This window comes from Streptomyces sp. NPDC039465 (assembly GCF_055639315.1).
In genome coordinates this window covers 16,178-36,552 of the sequence record NZ_JBVKAP010000009.1, presented here as the reverse complement: position 1 = coordinate 36,552, position 20,375 = coordinate 16,178, and the positions used below count along the sequence as shown (strand labels likewise).

At 73.6% G+C, this 20,375-nt stretch carries 21 protein-coding genes and 1 riboswitch; of the genes, 5 read left to right on the top strand and 16 right to left on the bottom strand.

The window, feature by feature from the left end; all coding sequences use genetic code 11:
• Window positions 1-3 precede the first annotated feature (3 nt).
• Together ACZ7LT_RS26960 and ACZ7LT_RS26955 are read right to left on the bottom strand one after the other, a co-directional pair.
• On the bottom strand, window positions 4-1,413 hold the full coding sequence (locus tag ACZ7LT_RS26960) for an NAD(P)/FAD-dependent oxidoreductase (RefSeq protein WP_471238694.1): 1,410 nt from the start codon (window positions 1,411-1,413) through the stop codon (window positions 4-6).
• Between the two features lie 33 nt (window positions 1,414-1,446).
• Window positions 1,447-1,824, bottom strand: coding sequence for an ArsR/SmtB family transcription factor (locus ACZ7LT_RS26955; protein ID WP_471238693.1), 378 nt, complete (start codon window positions 1,822-1,824; stop codon window positions 1,447-1,449).
• Between the two features lie 126 nt (window positions 1,825-1,950).
• On the opposite strand from ACZ7LT_RS26955, the gene ACZ7LT_RS26950 reads away from it, so the two are divergent.
• Window positions 1,951-3,873: a heavy metal translocating P-type ATPase gene (locus tag ACZ7LT_RS26950; protein ID WP_471238692.1), complete on the top strand. Its 1,923-nt coding sequence runs from the start codon at window positions 1,951-1,953 to the stop codon at window positions 3,871-3,873.
• 111 nt (window positions 3,874-3,984) lie between these two features.
• On the opposite strand, the gene ACZ7LT_RS26945 is transcribed toward ACZ7LT_RS26950, so the two are convergent.
• From ACZ7LT_RS26945 to ACZ7LT_RS26895, 11 genes are all read right to left on the bottom strand, one after another.
• Window positions 3,985-4,575, bottom strand: coding sequence for a PadR family transcriptional regulator (locus tag ACZ7LT_RS26945; RefSeq protein WP_471238691.1), 591 nt, complete (start codon window positions 4,573-4,575; stop codon window positions 3,985-3,987).
• Between the two features lie 23 nt (window positions 4,576-4,598).
• On the bottom strand, window positions 4,599-6,614 hold the full coding sequence (locus ACZ7LT_RS26940; protein ID WP_471238690.1) for an NADPH-dependent 2,4-dienoyl-CoA reductase: 2,016 nt from the start codon (window positions 6,612-6,614) through the stop codon (window positions 4,599-4,601).
• Window positions 6,615-6,744: 130 nt separating this feature from the next.
• Entirely contained in the window at window positions 6,745-7,584 is an 840-nt protein-coding gene (locus tag ACZ7LT_RS26935; protein WP_471238689.1) for an energy-coupling factor ABC transporter ATP-binding protein, read from the bottom strand.
• Entirely contained in the window at window positions 7,581-8,330 is a 750-nt protein-coding gene (cbiQ, locus tag ACZ7LT_RS26930) for a cobalt ECF transporter T component CbiQ (RefSeq protein ID WP_471238688.1), read from the bottom strand. The genes ACZ7LT_RS26935 and cbiQ overlap by 4 nt, the downstream gene beginning before the upstream one ends.
• Before the next feature lie 6 nt (window positions 8,331-8,336).
• Entirely contained in the window at window positions 8,337-8,729 is a 393-nt protein-coding gene (locus ACZ7LT_RS26925) for an energy-coupling factor ABC transporter substrate-binding protein (RefSeq protein ID WP_471238687.1), read from the bottom strand.
• A complete protein-coding gene (locus tag ACZ7LT_RS26920; protein WP_471238686.1) occupies window positions 8,726-9,430 on the bottom strand; it encodes an energy-coupling factor ABC transporter permease in 705 nt (234 codons plus the stop codon). Before ACZ7LT_RS26920 ends, ACZ7LT_RS26925 begins: the two co-directional genes overlap by 4 nt.
• Window positions 9,431-9,460: 30 nt before the next feature.
• A riboswitch (cobalamin riboswitch) is annotated at window positions 9,461-9,653 on the bottom strand.
• Window positions 9,654-9,698: 45 nt separating this feature from the next.
• Window positions 9,699-10,109 carry a PTS-dependent dihydroxyacetone kinase phosphotransferase subunit DhaM gene (locus tag ACZ7LT_RS26915; RefSeq protein WP_471238685.1) on the bottom strand — a complete coding sequence of 137 codons (411 nt, stop codon included), beginning with the start codon at window positions 10,107-10,109 and terminating at the stop codon, window positions 9,699-9,701.
• The gene (gene dhaL / locus ACZ7LT_RS26910; protein WP_471238684.1) at window positions 10,106-10,717 is read right to left on the bottom strand and encodes a dihydroxyacetone kinase subunit DhaL; all 612 of its coding nucleotides are present in this window, start codon (window positions 10,715-10,717) and stop codon (window positions 10,106-10,108) included. Before dhaL ends, ACZ7LT_RS26915 begins: the two co-directional genes overlap by 4 nt.
• A gap of 8 nt (window positions 10,718-10,725) precedes the next feature.
• Window positions 10,726-11,718: a dihydroxyacetone kinase subunit DhaK gene (gene dhaK / locus ACZ7LT_RS26905; protein WP_471238863.1), complete on the bottom strand. Its 993-nt coding sequence runs from the start codon at window positions 11,716-11,718 to the stop codon at window positions 10,726-10,728.
• A 110-nt stretch (window positions 11,719-11,828) separates the two neighbouring features.
• On the bottom strand, window positions 11,829-12,362 hold the full coding sequence (locus tag ACZ7LT_RS26900; protein WP_471238683.1) for a GNAT family N-acetyltransferase: 534 nt from the start codon (window positions 12,360-12,362) through the stop codon (window positions 11,829-11,831).
• Between the two features lie 78 nt (window positions 12,363-12,440).
• Window positions 12,441-13,175 carry a DJ-1/PfpI family protein gene (locus tag ACZ7LT_RS26895; protein WP_471238682.1) on the bottom strand — a complete coding sequence of 245 codons (735 nt, stop codon included), beginning with the start codon at window positions 13,173-13,175 and terminating at the stop codon, window positions 12,441-12,443.
• 303 nt (window positions 13,176-13,478) lie between these two features.
• Here ACZ7LT_RS26895 and thrS point away from each other — a divergent pair, with 303 nt between their 5' ends.
• Window positions 13,479-14,777, top strand: a complete 1,299-nt coding sequence (gene thrS / locus ACZ7LT_RS26890) for a threonine--tRNA ligase (protein ID WP_471238681.1) — start codon at window positions 13,479-13,481, stop codon at window positions 14,775-14,777.
• On the opposite strand, the gene ACZ7LT_RS26885 is transcribed toward thrS, so the two are convergent.
• Entirely contained in the window at window positions 14,729-15,712 is a 984-nt protein-coding gene (locus tag ACZ7LT_RS26885; protein WP_471238680.1) for a bile acid:sodium symporter, read from the bottom strand. The genes thrS and ACZ7LT_RS26885 overlap by 49 nt on opposite strands.
• Window positions 15,713-15,889: 177 nt before the next feature.
• On the opposite strand from ACZ7LT_RS26885, the gene ACZ7LT_RS26880 reads away from it, so the two are divergent.
• Window positions 15,890-16,387 (top strand): NUDIX domain-containing protein, encoded by a 498-nt coding sequence (locus ACZ7LT_RS26880; RefSeq protein WP_471238679.1) that lies wholly within the window; start codon window positions 15,890-15,892, stop codon window positions 16,385-16,387.
• Window positions 16,388-16,455: 68 nt separating this feature from the next.
• On the opposite strand, the gene ACZ7LT_RS26875 is transcribed toward ACZ7LT_RS26880, so the two are convergent.
• A complete protein-coding gene (locus ACZ7LT_RS26875) occupies window positions 16,456-17,031 on the bottom strand; it encodes a 3'-5' exonuclease (RefSeq protein WP_471238678.1) in 576 nt (191 codons plus the stop codon).
• A gap of 339 nt (window positions 17,032-17,370) precedes the next feature.
• Here ACZ7LT_RS26875 and ACZ7LT_RS26870 point away from each other — a divergent pair, with 339 nt between their 5' ends.
• The gene (locus ACZ7LT_RS26870; RefSeq protein WP_471238677.1) at window positions 17,371-17,829 is read left to right on the top strand and encodes an SAV_915 family protein; all 459 of its coding nucleotides are present in this window, start codon (window positions 17,371-17,373) and stop codon (window positions 17,827-17,829) included.
• 10 nt (window positions 17,830-17,839) lie between these two features.
• Complete coding sequence (gene lysA / locus ACZ7LT_RS26865) at window positions 17,840-19,186, top strand: diaminopimelate decarboxylase (protein ID WP_471238676.1); 1,347 nt, start codon at window positions 17,840-17,842, stop codon at window positions 19,184-19,186.
• A gap of 128 nt (window positions 19,187-19,314) precedes the next feature.
• Here the strand turns inward: lysA and ACZ7LT_RS26860 are convergent, their stop codons facing one another.
• Entirely contained in the window at window positions 19,315-20,364 is a 1,050-nt protein-coding gene (locus ACZ7LT_RS26860; protein ID WP_471238675.1) for an NAD-dependent epimerase/dehydratase family protein, read from the bottom strand.
• Window positions 20,365-20,375: the final 11 nt, after the last annotated feature.

Here is a 20,375-nt window from a genome sequence, read left to right as displayed (position 1 = left end):
CCCTCAGCGGGCGGCGCCCTCGCGCAGCAACGGCGGCTCCAGCGGCGTCATCGCCTGGGGCTTGAACAGCACCGCCCGCACCACCTTCGGCGCGAACAGCACACCCAGCGGCGCGCTCAGCGTCAGTACGGACCGCAGCGCCGCACCCACCACCGGATCGCCGGTGTAGCGCGCCAGCGCCCGCTCCAGATACCAGCCCGCCACCTTGTCGCCCGGCTTCGACCGCAGCCCGTCCCCGCGCGCCCCCGGCATCTTCTTGTCCGACCCCGAGGAGATGTCCCACGCCTGCCGCGAGGCGTCGAACAGCGCCCGCTGCACCCGGAACGTGGTCGGCGTACGCCGCGGATCGGACAGGGCCCGGCGCAGCGCCACCGCGCCGATCGCCGCCACCGCCATGCCCTGGCCGTAGACCGGGTTGAAGGAGCACAGGGCGTCACCGGCGGCGAGGAACCCGGCCGGGCGGCGGCCCGGACGGTCGTAACGGCGACGGATGTTGGCGGTCTGCCGGAAGCCGTGCACCGGCGAGTCGGGCTCGGACCCCGCGATCCACTCCCGCAGCACCGGATGCGGCAGCCGGCCCGCAAACTCCTCGAACCCGGCCTCGTCCGTGGGCGGTTCGGAGCCGCGCAGCCCAGAGAGCGTCACGAGCACCCGCCCGTCCTCGACCGGCAGCGCCACACCTCCGTACACCTGACGGGGATTGGGCATGATGTAGTAGCCGAGATGATCCCGGCCGATGCGGCCCTTGGTGTCCTTGTAGACCCGCGTGGCGTAGGCGAGGCCCGTGTCGAGGGTCTCCTCGTGCGGCGCCTCGGCCCCGATGGCGGCCAGCCAGTCGCCGGCGCGTGTGCCCCGGCCCGAGGCGTCCACGACCAGGTCCGCCTCCAGCGGGCGGGCCTCCTTCGCCGCGCCCGCGCCCCGCTCCCGTACCAGCACTCCGCGCACCCGGCGGGAGTCACCGAGCAGTCCGACGACCTCGGTGCCCTCGACCGTCCGGATCCGGGGATCGGCGAGCACCCGGCGGCGCACCAGCGCCTCCAACTGCGGGCGTGAGCCGGTGAAGAGATGCGAGGTCGCCGGAAGGCGGCGGAACCACCGGCCGTTCTGCCACTGCACCAAGTCCTCGGGCATGCCCACCCGGGGCGCGCCCTGCTCCCGCAACTCGCCGACCAGGCCCGGCAGGAGCTCCTCCAGCGCCCGCTGACCGCCCTCCAGCAGGACATGGATGTGGCGGCCCTGCGGCACACCCGGCCGGGGCTCGGCGCCGTCGGGGAACCGGTCGCGCTCGACGACGGTCACCTCCTCGGCGTGGTCGGCGAGCACCCGGGCCACGAGCAGCCCTGCGACGCTGCCGCCGACGACCACCGCGTGCCGTGTCCGGAGCCCTGTCCCTGCCGTCAACTGGTCCTCCATGCCCGCCCCTTCAGCCACCACGAGGTTGTCGATCTACGACTGACCAGTATCCACGGTCCGATGGGGCACCTCACGTGCGCCGAGCCGCAGATGCTCGATGTGGTAGACCGCCTCGTCCAGCAGCTGGGCGACATGGTTGTCGTAGAGGCTGTACTCGATCCGGCGGCCCTGGCGTACGCCGGTGACCAGCCCCAGCGCGCGCAGCAGGCGCAGCTGGTGGGAGACGGCCGACTGCTCCATGGCGACCGACTCGGCGAGTTCGGTGACTCCGCACGGCCCCTGCCGCAGCCGGGTCAGGATCATCAGCCGGGACGGGGTGGCGAGGGCCTGGAGCGTGGCGGCGATGGTGGCCGCGGACTCCGGGTCCAGGTGGGTTGCCGGGGTCGTCTCGCCGTTCACTCCGTGTCCCATGGGCACATCGTATCCGCGCACGTCCCGGGGGCATGGAACGTTTCATCTGATGAATGAAGAGCTCTTCATGTATTCCGCTATGGTGGTCGCGCCCCTCCCGCCCCGACCCCCGAAGAGGAGTGCCCGATGGCATCCCCGGTGCTCGACACCCAGGCCGCCACCCCGCCCCGGCAGGGCCCGAGACCGGCCAGCGTCACACGGCTGTTCGCCCTCCCCGAGATCCGCTGGGCCGCCCTGGCCGCCGCCGCGTTCCTCTGCGCCCTGCCCCTGGACCTGACCGGCGCCCCCGCCTGGACCTGGGGTCCGCTGTACGCCCTGTGCTACGCCGCCGGAGGCTGGGAGCCGGCCTGGGCCGGGCTCCAGGCCCTGCGCGAGAAGTCCCTCGACGTCGACCTGCTGATGGTGGTCGCGGCCCTCGGCGCCGCGGCGATCGGCCAGTTCCTCGACGGCGGCCTGCTGATCGTCATCTTCGCCGTCTCCGGCGCGCTGGAGGCCCTCGCCACCCGGCGCACCGCCGACTCCGTCCGGGGACTGCTCGACCTCGCCCCCGCCCAGGCCGTACGCCTGACCGGGGGCGGCGAGGAGCGGGTCGATGTCACCGCCCTGCGCGTCGGCGACACCCTCCTCGTACGGCCCGGGGAGCGGCTGCCCGCCGACGGCACCGTCCTCGACGGCAGCAGCGACGTGGACCAGGCCACCATCACCGGCGAACCCCTGCCCGTCCCCAGGTCAACGGGCGACCAGGTCTTCGCGGGCACGCTCAACGGCACCGGCGCCCTCAAGGTCACCGTCGACAAGGACGCCGACGACTCGGTCATCGCCCGGATCGTCGCCATGGTCGAGGAGGCCAGCGCCACCAAGGCCCCCACCCAGCTCTTCATCGAGAAGGTCGAACAGCGCTACTCGATCGGCGTCGTCGTCGCCACGCTCGCCCTCTTCGGCATCCCGCTGGCGCTCGGCGCGGACTTCACCGAGACCCTGCTCCGGGCCATGACCTTCATGATCGTCGCCTCGCCCTGCGCGGTCGTCCTCGCGACCATGCCGCCCCTGCTGTCGGCCATCGCCACCGCCGGCCGCCACGGCGTCCTGGTCAAGTCGGCCGTGGTGATGGAGCGTCTGGCCTCCGTCACCCGGGTCGCGCTCGACAAGACCGGCACGCTCACCGAAGGCGCCCCGACGGTCGAGCGCGTACGGCTCCTGCCGGGCGGCGGACTCGACGAGGACACCGTCCTCGCCCTGGCCGCGGCCGCCGAGCGGCCCAGCGAACACCCCCTGGCCCGCGCCGTGGTGACCGCGGCCCAGGAACGCGGGCTCCCCATCGCCGACGCGAGCGGCTTCTCGTCCCGCCCCGGCCACGGCGTGCGGGCCGTGGTGGACGGCCGGGAGGTACGGGTCGGCGCCCCCGACGGCCTCCAGGTCCCGGACGACGGCGCCCGCACCCAGGTCGCCGTCCACGTCGACGGCACCCTCGTCGCCGTGCTCGCCCTCACCGACCGGCTGCGCGACGGCGCCCCGGCCGCGGTCGCCGCCCTGACCCGGCTCACCGGCACGCCGCCCACCCTCCTCACCGGCGACAACGACCGCGCCGCGCACCGCATCGCCGCCGAGTCGGGCATCACCGACGTACGCGCCGGACTCCTGCCGCAGCACAAGGCCGCGGCGGTGGGGGAGTGGGAAGGGGCCGGGGAGCGGGTCCTGATGGTCGGCGACGGTGTCAACGACGCCCCGGCCCTCGCCGCCGCCCACACCTCGGTCGCGATGGGCCGCGCCGGCTCGGACCTGGCCCTGGAGACCGCCGACGCGGTGGTCGTACGCGACGAACTCGCCACGATCCCGGCGGTGCTGACCCTCGCCCGCCGCGCGCGCCGCCTGGTCGTCCAGAACCTGGTCATCGCGGGCGTCTGCATCGGCGCGCTCGTCCTCTGGGACCTCTTCGGTCACCTCCCGCTGCCCCTGGGCGTGGCGGGGCACGAGGGCTCCACGATCCTGGTGGGCCTCAACGGCCTGCGCCTGCTGCGGGACGCGGCCTGGCGGAAGGCAGCCGCCTGACATACGACGGGCCCCGGATCGCTCCGGGGCCCGCCGCACGTCTCCGACCCGCGGCCGTGACCGGGCCGCTGGCCGTCCTCGGCCCGGCGATCGTCCCCGGGCCGTCGCAGGTCACCGGCCTGGCGGCCGTTCCCGGGCCGCCGCACGTCTCCGGCCCGGCGGCCGGGCCTCCAGCTCCGCGAGCTCCTTCAGCGCCTGGGTCAGCCACTCGATCCAGAAGCGCTCCATGTCGATCCCGCCCCGCAGCACCAGATGCCGCAACCGGTCCTCCTCGGCGTCCCGTTCCGGGGGGAAGTGCCGTTCCTCGATCGACCGGTATTCCTCCAGCTGGCGCCGGTGCAGGGCCAGATGGCGTTCCAGCTCGGCGCGCAGGCCCGCGGTGCCGACGACCGCCGCCGCGCGCATCCGCAGCAGCAGCGCGTCCCGTACCGGCTTCGGGTCCTCGCTCGCGGCGACCCACTCGGTCAGTTCGGCGCGGCCCGCGGGCAGGACCTCGTACTCCTTCTTCTGTCCGCGGGCCGGCGCCTCGCTGGGGAGGGCTCGGATGTATCCGGCCTGCTCCAGCCTGCCCAGTTCGCGATAGATCTGCTGGTGCGTGGACGACCAGAAGTAGCCGATCGACCGGTCGAAGCGCCGGGTCAGTTCGAGACCGGAGGACGGCTTCTCCAGCAGTGCGGTGAGAATCGCGTGCGGCAGGGACATGACCGCATCCTAGGCCGGGGTGATCACAGGGCGGCGGCGAGCCGCGTGCCCTGGTCGATGGCGCGCTTGGCGTCCAGTTCGGCCGCGACGTCGGCGCCGCCGATCAGGTGCACCGGGCGGCCCGCCGCCGACAGCTCCTCGTACAGGTCCCGGCGCGGCTCCTGGCCGGTGCAGAGTACGACCGTGTCCACGGGCAGGGTCTGCGCCTGGCCGTCGACGGTGATGTGCAGGCCCGCGTCGTCGATCCGCTCGTAGGACGCTCCGGCGACCATCGTCACGCCCCGGTGCTTGAGTTCGGTGCGGTGGATCCAGCCGGTGGTCTTGCCGAGCCCGGCGCCGACCTTGGAGGTCTTGCGCTGGAGGAGGTGGACCTGACGCGGCGGGGCGGGCCGCTCGGGGGCGCGCAGTCCGCCCCTCGTCTCGTAGGAGGTGTCCACGCCCCACTGACGGAAGTACGTCTCCGCGTCCTGGCTCGCGCCCTCGCCGCCGTCGGTGAGGAACTCGGCGACGTCGAAGCCGATACCGCCGGCACCGATGACGGCGACGCGTTCTCCGACGGGCGCCCCGTCGCGCAGGACGTCGAGGTAGCTGACGACGCTCGGGTGGTCGATGCCCTCGATCTCGGGGGTGCGCGGGGTGACGCCGGTGGCGACCACGATCTCGTCGAAGCCGTCCAGGTCGCCCGCCCCGACCGGGGTGTCCAGGCGGACGTCGACACCGCGTAGGTCGAGCTGCGTACGGAAGTAGCGCAGCGTCTCGTTGAACTCCTCCTTGCCCGGCACCCGCTTGGCGATGTTGAGCTGGCCGCCGATCTCCGGCGCGGCGTCGAACAGCGTGACCTGGTGGCCGCGTTCGGCGGCCGAGACGGCGCAGGCGAGACCGGCCGGGCCCGCGCCGACGACCGCGATCCGCTTGGCCAGCCGGGTGGGGGAGAGGACCAGTTCGGTCTCGTGGCAGGCGCGCGGGTTCACCAGACAGGAGGTGATCTTGAGGCTGAAGGTGTGGTCCAGGCAGGCCTGGTTGCAGCCGATGCAGGTGTTGATGGTGTCGGCGCGGTTCTCGGCGGCCTTGGCGACGAAGTCGGGATCGGCGAGGAACGGCCGGGCCATCGAGATCATGTCCGCGCGGCCCTCGGCGAGGATCTCCTCGGCGACCTCGGGCGTGTTGATGCGGTTGCTGGTCACCAGCGGCACGGAGACCGCGCCCATCAGCTTCTTGGTGACCCAGGTGTAGGCGCCGCGCGGCACCGAGGTGGCGATGGTGGGGATACGGGCCTCGTGCCAGCCGATGCCGGTGTTGATGATCGTGGCCCCGGCCGCCTCGATCTCCTTGGCGAGCGCGACGACCTCCTCCAGGGTCGAGCCGCCGGGCACCAGGTCGAGCATGGAGAGCCGGTAGACGACGATGAAGTCCTCGCCGACCCGCTCACGGATACGGCGGACGATCTCCAGTGGGAAGCGGGTCCGGTTCTCGTAGCTGCCGCCCCAGCGGTCCGTGCGCCGGTTGGTGGCCGAGGCGATGAACTCGTTGATCAGATAGCCCTCGGAGCCCATGACCTCGACGCCGTCGTAACCGGCGGCGCGTGCCAGCTCGGCGCAGCGGGCGTAGTCCTCGACGGTCTGCTCGACTTCGGCGTCGGTGAGCTCGTTGGGGACGAAGGGGCTGATCGGGGCCTGGATCGGGCTCGGCGCGACGAGGGCGGGGTGGTAGGCGTACCGGCCGAAGTGCAGGATCTGCAGGGCGATCCGGCCGCCCTCGGCGTGCACCGCGTCCGTGATGAGGCGGTGCTCGGCCGCCTCCTCCTCGGTGGTGAGCTTGGCGCCGCCGTCCCAGGGGCGCCCGGCCTCGTTCGGCGCGATGCCGCCGGTGACGATGAGGCCCACGCCGCCGCGGGCCCGCTCGGCGTAGAAGGCGGCCATGCGCGCGAAGCCGTTCTCGGCCTCCTCGAGCCCGACGTGCATCGATCCCATGAGCACCCGGTTGGGCAGGGTGGTGAACCCGAGGTCGAGCGGGCTCAGCAGGTGCGGGTACGGGGTCATGGGGGGCGCCTCCTCGCGCAGTCTTCGTCGACCTCCGTTCTAAGGGACCCCAACCGGTTATGCAACTAGTTGCAGAAGGGTGGGGGTGTGAGCTCTACTACTCGGTAGCAAAGCCGCGGACGAACCCGCCTTATCGGGCCGCCACCCAGGCGTCCAGCTCCTCTGGCGTACGCGGCCCCGCGGCACCCTCGTCCAGCAGGCCCTGCGCGCGCAGCACCGCCGCCACCGCCATCCCCCACGGCCGCCGCAGCCGCGCCGCGTCCAGCAGCGCGTCGTCGGCCAGGAGCTCCGCGATCGGGCCGGTCCGCAGCCCCTGGGGCGAGAGCACCGCCGCGTCGTCCGCCCAGCGCAACGCCAGATCCACGTCGTGCGTCGCCATCACCACCGTCGTCCCGGACGCCCGCAGCCGGGCCAGCGCCTCCAGCAGCCGCTCCTGCCCGTGCGGGTCGAGCCCGGCCGTCGGCTCGTCCATGATCAGCACCCGGGGCCGCATGGCGACGGCGCCCGCGATGGCGGCCCGCTTGCGCTGCCCGTATGACAGCAGATGCGTCGGCCGGTCCGCCAGCGCCACGATGTCCAGCGCCTCCAAGGCCTCGGCCACCCGGGCCCGTACCTCCTCCTCGGCCAGCCCCAGATTCATCGGCCCGAACGACACGTCCTGCTCGACCGAGGCCGCGAACAGCTGGTCGTCCGGGTCCTGCACGACCAGCTGCACGGTCGTCCGCAGCCGGGTAAGACCCTTGCGGTCGTACGACACATCCTCGCCGTCGAGCAGCAGCCGGCCCCGGCCCACCCGCAGCCCGCCGCTGAGCAGCCGCAGCAGCGTCGTCTTGCCGCTGCCGTTGCGGCCGAGCAGCGCCATCGCCCGGCCCCGCGGTACGGCGAAGGAGATCCCCTCCAGGACGGGCGGGCCGTCCTCATAGGCGAAACCCGCCCCGACCAGCTCAACAACAGGCGACTCAGGGCTCACGGCAGGGACCTTTCCAGTACGAGAGTGACGGCGACCAGACCCGCGAGGAGCGCCCCGGTCGCGGCGAGGAAACGGCGGGAGACGACGGCCTCGGGCACCAGCACCCGCAGCGTGCCGTCGTAGCCGCGCCCGGCGAGACCGCCCTGCAGCCGCTGGGCCCGGTCGAAGGCGCGGACGAACGCGGTCGCGCCGAGCCCGGCCAGCGAGCGCCAGGCCGCTGCCCGGGTGGTCAGCCCCAGCCGCGCGGCCTGCGCCTGCCGGATCCGGGCCATGGCGTCGAGGAGCAGAAAGCTGATCCGGTACATGACCAGGGCGACATCCACCACGGGCGCCGGAACCCCGGCCCGTACCAGCCGCGGCAGCACGTCGGAGACCGGTGTCGTGAAGGCGAACAGCAGCACCCCGAGCGACGCGGACGAGGTCCGCAGCAGCAGCTCGCCGGCCCGCACCGGCCCGTCGGGGGCCAGGGTGACGAACCCCTCCGCCCCGCCGACCTGGAAGAGCAGCGGCACCGCCCCCGTCACACAGAAACCCAGCGGGATCCGGAATGCCCGCCACAGCTGGCGCGGCGCGACCCCCGCCGGGCCAAGGAGAACCGCCAGCGTGACGGCCGCGACCAGCACGGCCCCCGGCCACGGCGGCAGACAGACCGCGCACAGGGTCAGTCCGAAGCCGAGCGCGGCCTTCTCGCACGGATGACGGCGGCGCCAGCGACTGCTGTGCGCCGCCGCGTCGATGGGCAGCACCGGCGGCTAGGGGAGCGGATGACCGGCGGCGGATCCGTCACGGGCACCGTCGCCGGTCCCGTGCGCCTCGGCCACCTCGTGGTGCTCGGCGGCCTTGGCCCGGGCCTCGCCCTGGCGGCGGCCCCTGCGCAGCCCGAAGTAGTACGCGAGGACTCCGGCGCCGATCGCCGCCTGGAGGGAGAACAGCGCCGACTCGATCTCGCCGGACGGCGGCTCGTACAGCGGGCTGAACCACGGCTCGTAGTCCGGCTCGATCTCCGTGATCGCCGCCTCGGCCTCGCCGTCGGCGCCGGCGAACGGCTCCTCCTTGTGGTCGCCGAGCCCCAGCACCAGCGGCAGGACGGCGAGCGCCGCCACGACGAGCAGCAGCAGTGTGTTGATCTTCGCGTTACGGCTCATCGGACCGCGGCCTCCGTCGTCGTGTCGCCCTTGCGCCCGCCCTGGAGCAGCACGCCGAGCCGGGTCAGTTCACCCTTGCTGGACTGGATCAGCAGCCGCATCACCAGGACGGTGAGCAGGCCCTCGCTGACCGCCAGCGGGATCTGGGTGACGGCGAAGATGGAACCGAACTTGGCCAGCGCGCCCAGGAAGCCGCTGCTCGGGTCGGGGAACGCCAGGGCGAGCTGGACGCTGGTGACGCAGTACGTCACCAGATCCGCGACGAACGCGCCGAAGAACACGCTCACCATCAGCGGCACGTCGAAGCGGCGCAGCAGCCAGTACACCCCGAAGCCGGCCCATGGCCCGGCGATCGCCATCGAGAAGACGTTGGCGCCCAGGGTGGTCAGACCGCCGTGCGCGAGCAGCAGCGCCTGGAAGAGCAGTGTGATCGTGCCAAGCACCGCCATGATCGGCGGCCGGAAGAGGATCGCGCCCAGACCCGTCCCGGTCGGATGCGAGCAACTGCCCGTCACCGACGGAATCTTCAGGGCGGAGAGCACGAAGGTGAAGGCGCCCGACGCGCCGAGCAGCAGAGTGGACTCGGGATTGGCCTTGACCTCGCGGGTCAGGGCACGTACGCCGTGGACGACGAAGGGAGCGGACGCGACGCCCCAGGCGGCCGCGTGCAACGGGGGCAGATACCCCTCGGCTATATGCATGGTTGGGAGACCCTCTCCAGCACCTCGTGGATGGACTGACGCGCCTTGGCCGGTCTCCTGGCTGACGGGTCCTGCCGCCCGGGCTCCGCCTTCCCGGACGCCGCGGTCTCCCGCGGCGGTCCAGTGGCTTCCTTGCGGAGGGAGCCGGACTTCCCGATCACAGTGGCGAGGGCCGCACCGGTACTTCACCGGTTTCCCGTTCACCAAGGCGGTGTGACACTAGTGCGTTGACCTGCTGCATCACAAGCCGCGCACGGATGCGTACGCATCATGACTTGCGGTACGCGTACGCCTCCCCGGCCGCCGCCTCTACCGCGTCCAGGTCCCCGCCGGCCGACGCCGTGACGACCGCCGCGACGGCGCCCTCCACGAACGGCGCGTCCACCAGCCGGGTCTCCTCGGGCAGTTCGTCCCCCTCGGCGAGCAGCGCCTTCACCGTCAGTACGGCGCTGCCCAGGTCGGCCAGGACCGCGACGCCCGCGCCCCGGTCGACCGCCCGCGCGGCCTCGGTGATCAGCTCCACGCTGGTGCCGAGCCCGCCGTCCGGCGCCCCGCCGGCCGGGGCGACGGGTGCGGTGGCGCCGCCCGCCGCCAGCCCCACGGCCAGCTCGGCGACGGCGGCCGCGACCTGCGCGCTGTGCGACACCAGCACGATCCCGACCGGTCCTACGGCGCTCACCGGGCCACCTCTTCCAGGGCCGCGACGAGCAGCGCCGACGAGGTCGCCCCCGGGTCCTGATGCCCCACACTGCGCTCGCCGAGATAACTGGCCCTGCCCTTGCGCGCCCGCAGCGGTACGGTAGCCAGCGCGCCCTCCTCGGCGGCCTCCCGCGCCGCCGTGAACGACTGGCCGAGCGCCGAGGCCGCCGGCTCCAGGGCGTCCAGCATCGTCTTGTCCCCGGCCACGGCGCCGCCGAGCTGGGCGACCGCGGCCACGCCCGTACGCAGCGCCTCGGCCAGCTGGTCGCGGCTGACCTCGGAGGCCTCACCCAGCGCCTTGCCGGTGCTCCGCAGCAGCGTCCCGTACAGCGGCCCGGACGCCCCGCCGACGGTCGAGATCAACTGCCGCCCCGCCAGGGTCAGTACGGCCCCGGGCGTGGCGGGCTCCTCCTTGTCGAGGGCGGCGGCGACGGCGGCGAAACCGCGCCGCATGTTGGTGCCGTGATCGGCGTCGCCGATGGCCGAGTCCAGTTCGGTGAGCCGGTCGGCCTCACGGTCGACGGCGGCCGCGGCGGTGGTCAGCCAGCGCCGGAAGAAGAGCGCGTCCAGAGCGGTCGGGTCGGACATGGCGGCCCTCACCGTCCCCAGCGCAGGGCGGGCGTCTTCACCGGCGCGTCCCACAGTCGCAGCAGCTCCTCGTCGGCCTGGCAGAGGGTGACGGAGCAGCCGGCCATGTCAAGCGAGGTCACATAGTTCCCCACGAGCGTTCGGGCGACCGACACCCCCCGCTCGCTGAGCACCCGCTGCACCTCCGCGTTGAACCCGTACAGCTCGAGCAGCGGTGTCGCGCCCATGCCGTTGACCAGGACCAGCACCGGGCCGCCGGGCCGCAGATCGTCCAGGACGGCGTCGACGGCGAGGTCCGCGATCTCCCGCGACGTCATCATGGCGCGCCGCTCACGCCCCGGCTCGCCATGGATCCCGATCCCCAACTCCAGCTCGCCGGGGGCGAGATCGAAGGTGGGGCTGCCCTTGGCCGGAGTGGTGCAGGCGCTCAGCGCCACCCCGAAACTCCGCGACCTCTCGTTCACCCGCCGCGCGACGCTTTCCACCAGCTCCAGAGGCTGCCCCTCCTCGGCCGCCGCGCCCGCGATCTTCTCCACGAACAGGGTGGCGCCGGTGCCCCGCCGTCCGGCGGTGTAGAGGCTGTCGGTCACCGCCACGTCGTCGTTGACGAGGACCTTGGCGATCTGGATGCCCTCGTCCTCGGCGAGCTCGGCGGCCATGTCGAAGTTGAGGACGTCCCCCGTGTAGTTCTTGACCACGAACAGCACCCCGGCCCCGCTGTCCACGGCGGCCGCGGCCCGCACCATCTGATCGGGCACCGGGGAGGTGAACACCTCCCCGGGGCAGGCGGCCGCCAGCATCCCGGGCCCCACGAACCCCGCGTGCAGCGGCTCATGCCCGGACCCGCCACCGGAGATGAGCGCGACCTTCCCGGCCATCGGCGCGTCCCGCCGCACCACGATCCGGTTCTCCACGTCGACGGTGAGCTCCGGATGCGCGGCGGCCATGCCGCGCAACGCGTCGGCGACGACGGTCTCAGGGACGTTGATCAGCATTCTCAACGGAATCTCCTCGCGGATCGGCCGCACGATCGACGGGGCGTCGGTCGTCCATCCCATCCTTCACACGCGTCGCGACGGATATTCCCTCCTCGCGCGCCAGGGGGCGCCGCTCAGCCGCTGTACTCCGTCAGGTCGATCGCGTGCACCAGCAGCGGGAAGCCGAACCGCGGGTCGACGGTCTCCCGCTCCAGCCGCATGCCCAGCTTGCGCATCACGTTCTCCGCGGCGTCGTGGCCGGCCCGGCAGATGCCGACCACCCGGTCGAGCCCGCGGTCCTGCAGGGCGAACTCCAGCGAGGCGTGTGCGGCCTCCGAGGCATAGCCCTGGCCCCAGAACGGGGTCCCGAGCCGGCAGCCGACCTCCACGGCCGGCAGCACCTCGGGCAGGAACTCAGGCACGGAAAGACCGGTGAAGCCGGCCAGCTCGCCCGAGCCCAGCAGCTCGACCGCGAACAACCCGAAGCCCTCGTCGTCCCACTCCTCCTCCCAGCGCTCGATCGCCTCCGCCGTCTGCTCCAGGTCGAGCACGGACCCGTCGCCGATCCAGCGCATCACGGCCGGATCGGCGTTGATCTCGGCCATGGCGATCACGTCCTCCTCGCGCCAGCGGCGCAGCAGGAGGCGGGGAGTGAAGATCTCGGTCATGCCTCCATCCTGTCACCGCGCGTCGGCCGCCCGAGAGGCGGCGTCACACCCCTCGGGTCCGGACGCGGGCCGCCCGGCCTACGAGGTGCCCGCCGTGCGCAGCACCGTGCCCCGGCGCTCGTACTCCATCAGAGCCTCGACGGACGTCGCCGCCTGGGAGCCGAGCTCCCGTTCCAGGAGCCACAGCGCCCCGTCGATGCCGGAGCTGACCCCGCCCGCGCACACGAGGTTTCCGTCGTCCACCACGCGGACGGTACGCACGTCCGCGCCCTCGTCCTTCAGGTACTGCTGGGCGCGGTGGTGGGTGGTGCAGGGGCGGTCGCCGATCACGCCGGCCGCGTGCAGGACGATCACTCCGGTGCACACCCCGAGCAGGGTCAGCGACGGCCGTTCGGCGCGCCGCAGCCCGCGGGTGAGGACGCCCTTGGCGATCTCGGACCAGACTCCCGGCCCCTGCCGGTTCCGGAAGCCGCCGCCGGGGACGACGATCACGTCCGCCGCCCGCGGATCCCAGGAGCCCGGGACCGCGATGTCGGTGCCGAAGCTCGCCGTGACCCGGCCCGGCCCGCCGCTGGTCACCAGCAGCGGCCGCACCGGATGCCCCATGGAGGCCGCCGCGGCGAACACCTCCAGTGGGCCGAACACATCGAGCTCCTCCGCGCCGTCGAACGCGACGATGTGCACCCGCAGCGGCTCCCGCGCACTGCGCAACCGCGGCGCGGCCGCCGCCGCGGTCCCGGCCGCCACGCCCCACGCGGCGGCGCCCACACCCGCCGCCGAGATCAGCGCGCTCCGACGATCGATCCCCACCATGGCTCCAGCCTCCGCCCCGCCCGTCCGCGCCGCCGAACCCCGGCGGCCTCACGGGAAGTTGGTCGCATCACCACTCAGTGGAGTTCCCGTGCGTCTCGGAAGGGCACGGACCGCGGCCGGAAAAATCATGTGCGGCCTTCGCGGCTGCCTGTCTACCGTGCTCCGTATGAAGCGCGCTGCCATCACGACGACGCCGGAGAGTGTCCCGGCGCGCTGAACGCTGTCTCAGTCGAAAGCCCCGGGGCGAGTGCCCCGGGGCTTCGTCGTGCCGGGTCACCCGCCCCCACCCGCGAGGAGACCACCGTGCACGACCACCGCAAGCTCGGCCGCGAGCTGGACCTGTTCGACACCGACCCGCTGATCGGGGCGGGGCTGCCGTACTGGCTGCCCGACGGCGCGACCGTCCGGCACACCCTGGAGGAGTACATCCGCGCCGCCGAGCGCCGCGCCGGCTACCGCCACGTCTACTCCCCGGTCCTCGGCAAGCGGGAGCTGTACGAGATCTCCGGGCACTGGTCCCACTACAGCGACGACATGTTCCCGCCCATGGACCTCGGCGGCGAGCAGGTCGTCCTGCGGCCCAGCCTGTGCCCCCACCACGCGGTGATCTACCGCTCCCGCCCCCACAGCTACCGCGAACTCCCCCTGCGTATGGCCGAACTGGGCGGAATGTACCGCTCCGAGCTCTCCGGCGTGCTCGGCGGACTCACCCGCGTCCGGGCCATCCAGCTGAACGACGCGCACATCTTCTGCACCCTGGACCAGGTCGCCGAAGAGACCCAGAGCGCCCTGGAGATGATCCGCCGGGCCTACGCGGCGCTCGGCATCCGCCCCGTCCGCCACCGGCTCTCCCTGCCTGGCCCCGGCGGCAAGTACGTCGCCGCCCCCGAGCTGTGGCGGCGTTCCGTCGCCCTGCTGACCGACGTCCTCGACCGCTCCGGGCTGCCCTACGAAGCGGCCGAAGGAGAGGCCGCCTTCTACGGCCCCAAGATCGACGTACAGGTCGCCGACGCGGCCGGCCGGGAGTCCACCCTCTCCACCGTCCAGATCGACTTCCACCAGCCCGAGCGCTTCGATCTGCACTACATCGGGCCGGACGGCGCGAAACACCGGCCGGTCATGGTGCACCGCAGCATCATCGGCAGTGTGGAGCGGGCCGTCGCCCACCTCGTCGAGCAGCACGGCGGCGCCTTCCCGGCCTGGCTCGCCCCCACCCAGATGGCCGTCCTGCCCGTCTCCGAAGCAGAGCTGCCCCAGACCGAGGCGCTGGCCCGGCGCTGCGCCGGGCTCGGACTGCGGGCCGAGATGGCCGCGCCCGACCGCGGCAGCCTGGGCGCCCGGATCCGGGAGGCCCGGCTGGTGCCGTACCAGGCCGTCGTCGGCGCGAAGGAGGCCGCCGACGACCAGGTCGCGCTGCGCCTGCGCGACGGACGCCGCCTCGGTCCGCGCCCGGTCGGTGAGGTCCTCGCCCGTATCGGCGCCCTCGTCGCCGCCCACAGCACCGAACTGTGGGACGAGAGCGCCGGCGGCGTGTTTCGAAAGTCCCGTCTGGTTCAGTGGACCCCGCCCGCCGGGACCAGGCGGGGCACCAGTCGTACGTAGGCGACCATGCCGACCACCTCCACCAGCGTCTGGGTCACCACCACGACCGCCGCGACCGCCAGCTCGCCCGGCAGGGCCAGCGCCAGCGGCAGCACCACCAGGGAGTTGCGGGTCGCGCCCGAGAAGACGACCGCCCTGGCCGCCGGGGCGTCCAGCCGCAGCAGCCGGGCCACGGCCCGGCCCGCGAACGCCATCACCACCAGGAACAGCACATAGAAGGGCACGACAGCCGCCACGTCACCCAGGCGGCCGCCGAGCTTGGGCACCTGGGAGGCCGCGACGACCAGCAGGACCGCCGCCATCAGCGGCACCATCGTCGTGGCCGCCGCGGCCGACACCCGCCGCCCCGCCGCCCCGCGCGCGGCCCACGCCTGGGTCGCCCAGGCCAGCGCCAGCGGCAGCACGATGAGAAATCCGAACGCCTCCAGGAACGGGCCCAGCGCCACGGTGTCCGCCAGCCCCGGACCCATGAACAGCAGGAGCAGCGGCGCCAGCGCCGCGATCTGCGCGAGCAGCAGCACCGGCGTCGCGGCCAGCAGCCGCCGGCTGCTGCCGCCCGCCAGACCGCTGAAGACGATCACGTAATCCACGCACGGACACAGCAGCACCAGCAGGACCCCGAGCCGCACCGCCTGGTCGGCGGGGAGGAAGGGGTACAGCGCGGCGACGACGAGCGGTACGACGACGAAGTTGACGCCCAGCGCCGCCGCCAGGAACCGCCCGTCCTGCAGCGCGCGCACCAGCTCGGCGGCCGGGACCTGAAGGAACGTCACGTACAGCAGCGCCCCGAGCACGGGATTGATGGCACGCTCGAACCCCGGCCCCGCACCGGGCGCCGCCCACCCGAGCAGCGCCCCGGCCGCCAGCGCACCCAGATAGACCGGCACCTGACGGCGCTCCAGCCACCCGGCCAGGTCCTGCGTCCTCGGCGACACCCGCACCGCTCCTCGTTCCGTCGGTACTCCCCGTCGGGACGAGCACATCACACGATCCGGTGACGCCGCCGCCGGGCACGGGGCCGGGCCCGCCGAGCCGGGAGGATGAGCGGGTGACGCAGACGGCCCGGACACGCCGCTCCGGGCCGTGACGGGCCCGACGAGGGAGCTGACCTGATGGCCAACACCTGGCTGCCACCCGCCGAGTACATCGCGACCCTGCCGAAGGTCACGGCGTACGCCTGCCTCTACTTCACCGACACCCAGGGCCGCCCCTTCCAGCTCAAGGCGAGGTACGGGACGGAACGGTGGCAGTGGCCCGGCGGCAACATGGACCCCGGCGAGACGCTGTGGCAGACCGCCGTCCGCGAATGCCGGGAGGAGACCGGCATCGTCTTCGACGGCGAACCCCGCCTGCTCGGCGCCCACTTCAACGCCCCCGTCGGCGACGACTGGCCCGCCAGCCACGTCGGCTTCATCTTCGACGGCGGCACCCTCACCGACGCCCAGCTCGAACAGGTCGTCCTGGACCCCGAGGAACACACCGAATACCGCGTCTGCTCGCTCGACGAGTGGGAGCGGACCATGACCCCGCGCACCTTCGCCCACCTCGCCCAGGTCGACCGGGCCCGCCGCAGCGGCGAGGCCGTATACCTGGAGACGGGATTCGCCTGACGGACCCGGCCGCCGGAGGAATCGGGTCACCACCCCGTCCCGCGGTCCCGCCGATCGTCCCCCCTGGCTCAGCCGGGGGACCCCCAGTGGCCGGCCTTCGCCAGCGACAGCACCAGGGCGGCGATGTTCCAGGCGTCGTCCTCGCCCCGGTGGTGCCGCCCCTCCAGCGGCAGCCCCGCGATCCGCAGCGCCTGCGCCATGCCCGGGCGCTTGCCAAGGCCGTGCGCGTCGGTGAAGACGGCCTTGGCGTTGGTGTGGCGTCGGCCGAAGGGGTACGGGGTGCCGGTCGCCCGGCACTGGCGGGCGAACTGACGGCGGTCGTAGTCGCCCCAGCTGGCCCACGGACGCATCCCGGCCGCGTGCTCGACGGCGAGCGTCCGGCACGCCTCGGCGAAGGACAGGCCGGTGTCCACCTCCTCCTGGGTGAGCCCGGTCAGTTCGGTGCAGAAGGTGCTCACAGCCGAGCGCTCGGGCCGCACCAGGATGCGGTGGCGGGCCGACCGCTCGCCCGCCCTCAGGTCGACCACGGTCAGACCTATCTCGATGATCTCGCTGACGGCCCCGGGCGGCGGTTGGCCGTCCCAGCAGGTCGCCTCCACGTCGACGACATTGAGGACATCGGCACCCTGATCCACGTGATCCATGGGCCGAGGGTAGAGAGCCGCCGGCCGCCCGCGCCATCGCATTGTGGCGCCGGGCATGTGCTGGGCGTACTGAGTCCCGGGCGGCGGCCCGGCCGCCCGCGCATGCGCCGCTCGACGCTCCACCGGCACGCCCTCCGCGCGGTTTTGACACCCCGTCCGCCCGCTCCGGAGCCGCCCCCGCGCGGTCGCCGTGTCAACACCTCGCAAAGCATCGTCAGCGTCCCGTCAAGAGGCGCCGAGGGGACCCGTGCACCGGGCATAGCGTCACAGGGCGGGCTCCGGTTCCCCGCTCCGCGGCCGGAGCTCGAACGGACCCACACCCCGTCACGAAGGAAGCCCATGCCCGAGTTCACCCGCCGCAGCGCCTCCGACGGCGACGACCCCGACCCTTCACCACGGCCCCCGGCCGGACCCCTGTACGTCCCGGTCCGGCCGGCCCCCTCCGGATACGCCGCGCGGCTGTTCCGTACGCCCCTCGGCGCCCGGACCGCCGTCGGCTTCACCACCGAGCGCCGGCTCCACGCCGTCCTCGGCGCACACCAGGCATGGATCAGACTCGCGGAGCCCGCGCTGCGCGCGCTCACCGCGCCGCTCGGCGTCGGCGCCCTCACCGTCGACCCCCAGCTCGCGGCCCCCGCCGCGACACCCCTGCCCGCCGGCGACCGGGACGCGCCCGGCGAATCCGCCACCGGCCTGGCGGATCAGCCGGTCGGGACCGGCCCGGCCGGGCGGCCCGCGCGCCCCTGGGGCGACCGCCCGGCGGCGCCCGCCGACGCGCTCACCCCGTGGACCGGCTGAAAGGAACCCGATGACCACCATGCCGCTCGTACGGTCCGTGCCCCGGGCCCGGACCACCGGCGACGACCTGTCGGTCTGGCCCGCCTCCACGACCCGGCTCGACGGCGCCGACCTCGCCGTCGGTGGCGTCCCGCTCACCGAGGCCGCCGCCCGGTTCGGCACCCCCGTCTACCTCCTCGACGAGGCCGAGGTGCGCGCCCGCTGCCGCGCCTACCGCGCGGCGTTCCCGGACGCCGACGTCGTCTACGCCGCCAAGGCGTTCCTGTGCCGGGCCATGGCCCGCTGGGTCGACGAGGAGGGCCTCGGCCTCGACGTCTGCTCCGCCGGGGAGCTCGAACTCGCCGTCACCGCGGGCTTCCCGCCCGAACGGATCGTGCTGCACGGCAACGCCAAGAGCCCCCGGGACCTGGAGACCGCGCTGCGGCTCGGCGTCGGCCGCATCGTGATCGACAGCGCCTCCGAGATAGCCCGCCTCGCCGCCGCCCTCGGCCCGAACGGCCGGCAGAAGGTGCTGGTCAGAGTGGTGCCCGGGATCACCGCGGGCGCCCACGACAAGATCCGTACCGGCACCGACGACCAGAAGTTCGGCCTGTCCGTCGCCGACGGCTCCGCCCTGCACACCATCACCCGCATCCTCGCCCGGTCCGAACTCCAACTCGTCGGACTCCACTGCCACCTGGGCTCCCAGATCACCACCGTCAAACCGTTCCTGTCCGCCGTGCGCCGCATGGTCGGCGTGCTGGCCCGCATCCGCGACCAGCACGGGGTCCGGCTGCCCGAGCTCGACCTCGGCGGTGGCCACGGCGTCGCCTACCGGCCTGGCGAGGAAGCCCTCGACATCGCCGTCCTCGGCCGCCGGGTGCGCGCCGCCCTCGCCGAGAGCTGCGCCGCCGCCCACCTGCCCGTGCCCCGCCTCACCGTCGAGCCCGGCCGGGCCGTCGCCGGGCCCGCGGGCATCGCGCTCTACCGCGTCCTCGCCGTCAAGCGCACCGGAGAACACACCTTCGTCGCCGTCGACGGCGGGATGAGCGACAATCCCCGGCCCGCGCTGTACGGGGTGCGGTACGCGCCCCGCCTCGTCGGCCGCGCCACCGACGCCCCGCCCGCCACGGCCACCGTCGTCGGCCGCCACTGCGAGGCCGGTGACATCCTCGCCGCCGACGTGCCGCTGCCCGGGGACGTCCGCCCCGGCGACCTGCTCGCCGTGCCGGTCGCCGGGGCCTACCACCTCTCCATGGCCTCCGGCTACAACCTCGTCGGCCGGCCCCCGGTCGTCGCCGTCCACGACGGCCACGCCCGGCTGCTGGTCCGCCGGGAGTCCCCGGAGGACATGCGGGCCCGCGACATCGGCCTCTGAGCCGCGGCCACTGAGCGGCCGGGGTCCACGGGCCCCGGCAAGCCCGGGAGGAGCGCGCCCCACCGCGCCCGCCCTGGCACACACGGGAGGGGCGCGCCCCACCGCGCCCCTCCCGTCACCCGCTCACCTCAGCCGATCCGGCGCCCCACGAGCGGACCCGTCAGATCGCCGCTGCCCTCCCGTACGCCACGCAGGAAGGCGGTCACCGCGTCCAGGGCGCTCTCCGTGGGCCGCCAGCCGAGCTCGCGCTCGGCCCGTGCCGTGGACATCAGCGGCAGCCGCAGCACCGCGTCGAACAGATCCGGCGAGGCCGGCGCCACCCGCATGTGCCAGGCCGCGGAGATCGCGCCGTGCGCGGCCCGTCGGGGCAGTCGCACGATGCGGGCGTCGAGGAGTTCGGAGAGCCGCCGCGCGTCGATCACCGGATCCGCCGCCAGGTTGAACGGCCCTCGGGCGTCGCCGATGACGGCCAGCCGGTAGGCCTGCGCCGCGTCGTCGGTGTGCAGGGCCTGGAAGCGCAGCCCCTCGATGTCCGGGACGAACGGCAGCAGCCCGGGCCGAAGCAGCGGACCGGGGAAGAAGCGCCCGGCGAAGATCCGGCGCTGCTCGCTCGCGGACTGCTCCTTGAACATGAACGCCGGCCGCATCCGCACCACCCGCACCTTCGGATGGTCGCGCTCATAAGTGTCCAGGACCCGCTCCAGATACGACTTCTCCCGGCAGTAGGCGGCGCCGGGCCAGCCGTGCGTCGGCCACGACTCGTCCACCCCGGGCTCGGTCTTGGGGCCGGGGGAGTACGCGCCGACCGACGAGGCGTAGACGAGCGAGGGCACCCCGGCGGCCGCCACCGCCTCGAAGACCCGCAGCGAGCCGAGCACGTTCGCCCGCCAGGTCGTCCCGGGATTGTGGGTCGGCTGGAACCGCCAGGCCAGATGGACCACCGCGTCCGCTCCCCGGACGCACGTCAGGAGCGCGCCCGCGTCCTCGTTCTTCGACAGGTCGACCTCTTCCCAGCGCGTCTTCGGCAGTTCGAGCCCGGGCCGCCGACGGGCGATGCCCACCACGGAACCGACCAGCGGCTCCGCGACGAGCGCCCGTACGACGCTCGTGCCCACATTGCCGGTGGCGCCGGTGACGACCACCCGCAGACCCGAGTCGCTGTTCATGTCAGGCTGCATGGGGTCAAGCT

Bases quoted from the DNA above. Each gene is read 5' to 3' on its own strand.
- ACZ7LT_RS26960 (WP_471238694.1), bottom strand. From the start codon at position 1,413: ATGGAGGACCAGTTGACGGCAGGGACAGGGCTCCGGACACGGCACGCG.
- ACZ7LT_RS26955 (WP_471238693.1), bottom strand. From the start codon at position 1,824: ATGGGACACGGAGTGAACGGCGAGACGACCCCGGCAACCCACCTGGAC.
- ACZ7LT_RS26950 (WP_471238692.1), top strand. From the start codon at position 1,951: ATGGCATCCCCGGTGCTCGACACCCAGGCCGCCACCCCGCCCCGGCAG.
- ACZ7LT_RS26945 (WP_471238691.1), bottom strand. From the start codon at position 4,575: ATGTCCCTGCCGCACGCGATTCTCACCGCACTGCTGGAGAAGCCGTCC.
- ACZ7LT_RS26940 (WP_471238690.1), bottom strand. From the start codon at position 6,614: ATGACCCCGTACCCGCACCTGCTGAGCCCGCTCGACCTCGGGTTCACC.
- ACZ7LT_RS26925 (WP_471238687.1), bottom strand. From the start codon at position 8,729: ATGAGCCGTAACGCGAAGATCAACACACTGCTGCTGCTCGTCGTGGCG.
- ACZ7LT_RS26920 (WP_471238686.1), bottom strand. From the start codon at position 9,430: ATGCATATAGCCGAGGGGTATCTGCCCCCGTTGCACGCGGCCGCCTGG.
- dhaL (WP_471238684.1), bottom strand. From the start codon at position 10,717: ATGTCCGACCCGACCGCTCTGGACGCGCTCTTCTTCCGGCGCTGGCTG.
- ACZ7LT_RS26900 (WP_471238683.1), bottom strand. From the start codon at position 12,362: ATGACCGAGATCTTCACTCCCCGCCTCCTGCTGCGCCGCTGGCGCGAG.
- ACZ7LT_RS26895 (WP_471238682.1), bottom strand. From the start codon at position 13,175: ATGGTGGGGATCGATCGTCGGAGCGCGCTGATCTCGGCGGCGGGTGTG.
- ACZ7LT_RS26880 (WP_471238679.1), top strand. From the start codon at position 15,890: ATGGCCAACACCTGGCTGCCACCCGCCGAGTACATCGCGACCCTGCCG.
- ACZ7LT_RS26875 (WP_471238678.1), bottom strand. From the start codon at position 17,031: ATGGATCACGTGGATCAGGGTGCCGATGTCCTCAATGTCGTCGACGTG.
- ACZ7LT_RS26870 (WP_471238677.1), top strand. From the start codon at position 17,371: ATGCCCGAGTTCACCCGCCGCAGCGCCTCCGACGGCGACGACCCCGAC.
- lysA (WP_471238676.1), top strand. From the start codon at position 17,840: ATGACCACCATGCCGCTCGTACGGTCCGTGCCCCGGGCCCGGACCACC.
- ACZ7LT_RS26860 (WP_471238675.1), bottom strand. From the start codon at position 20,364: ATGCAGCCTGACATGAACAGCGACTCGGGTCTGCGGGTGGTCGTCACC.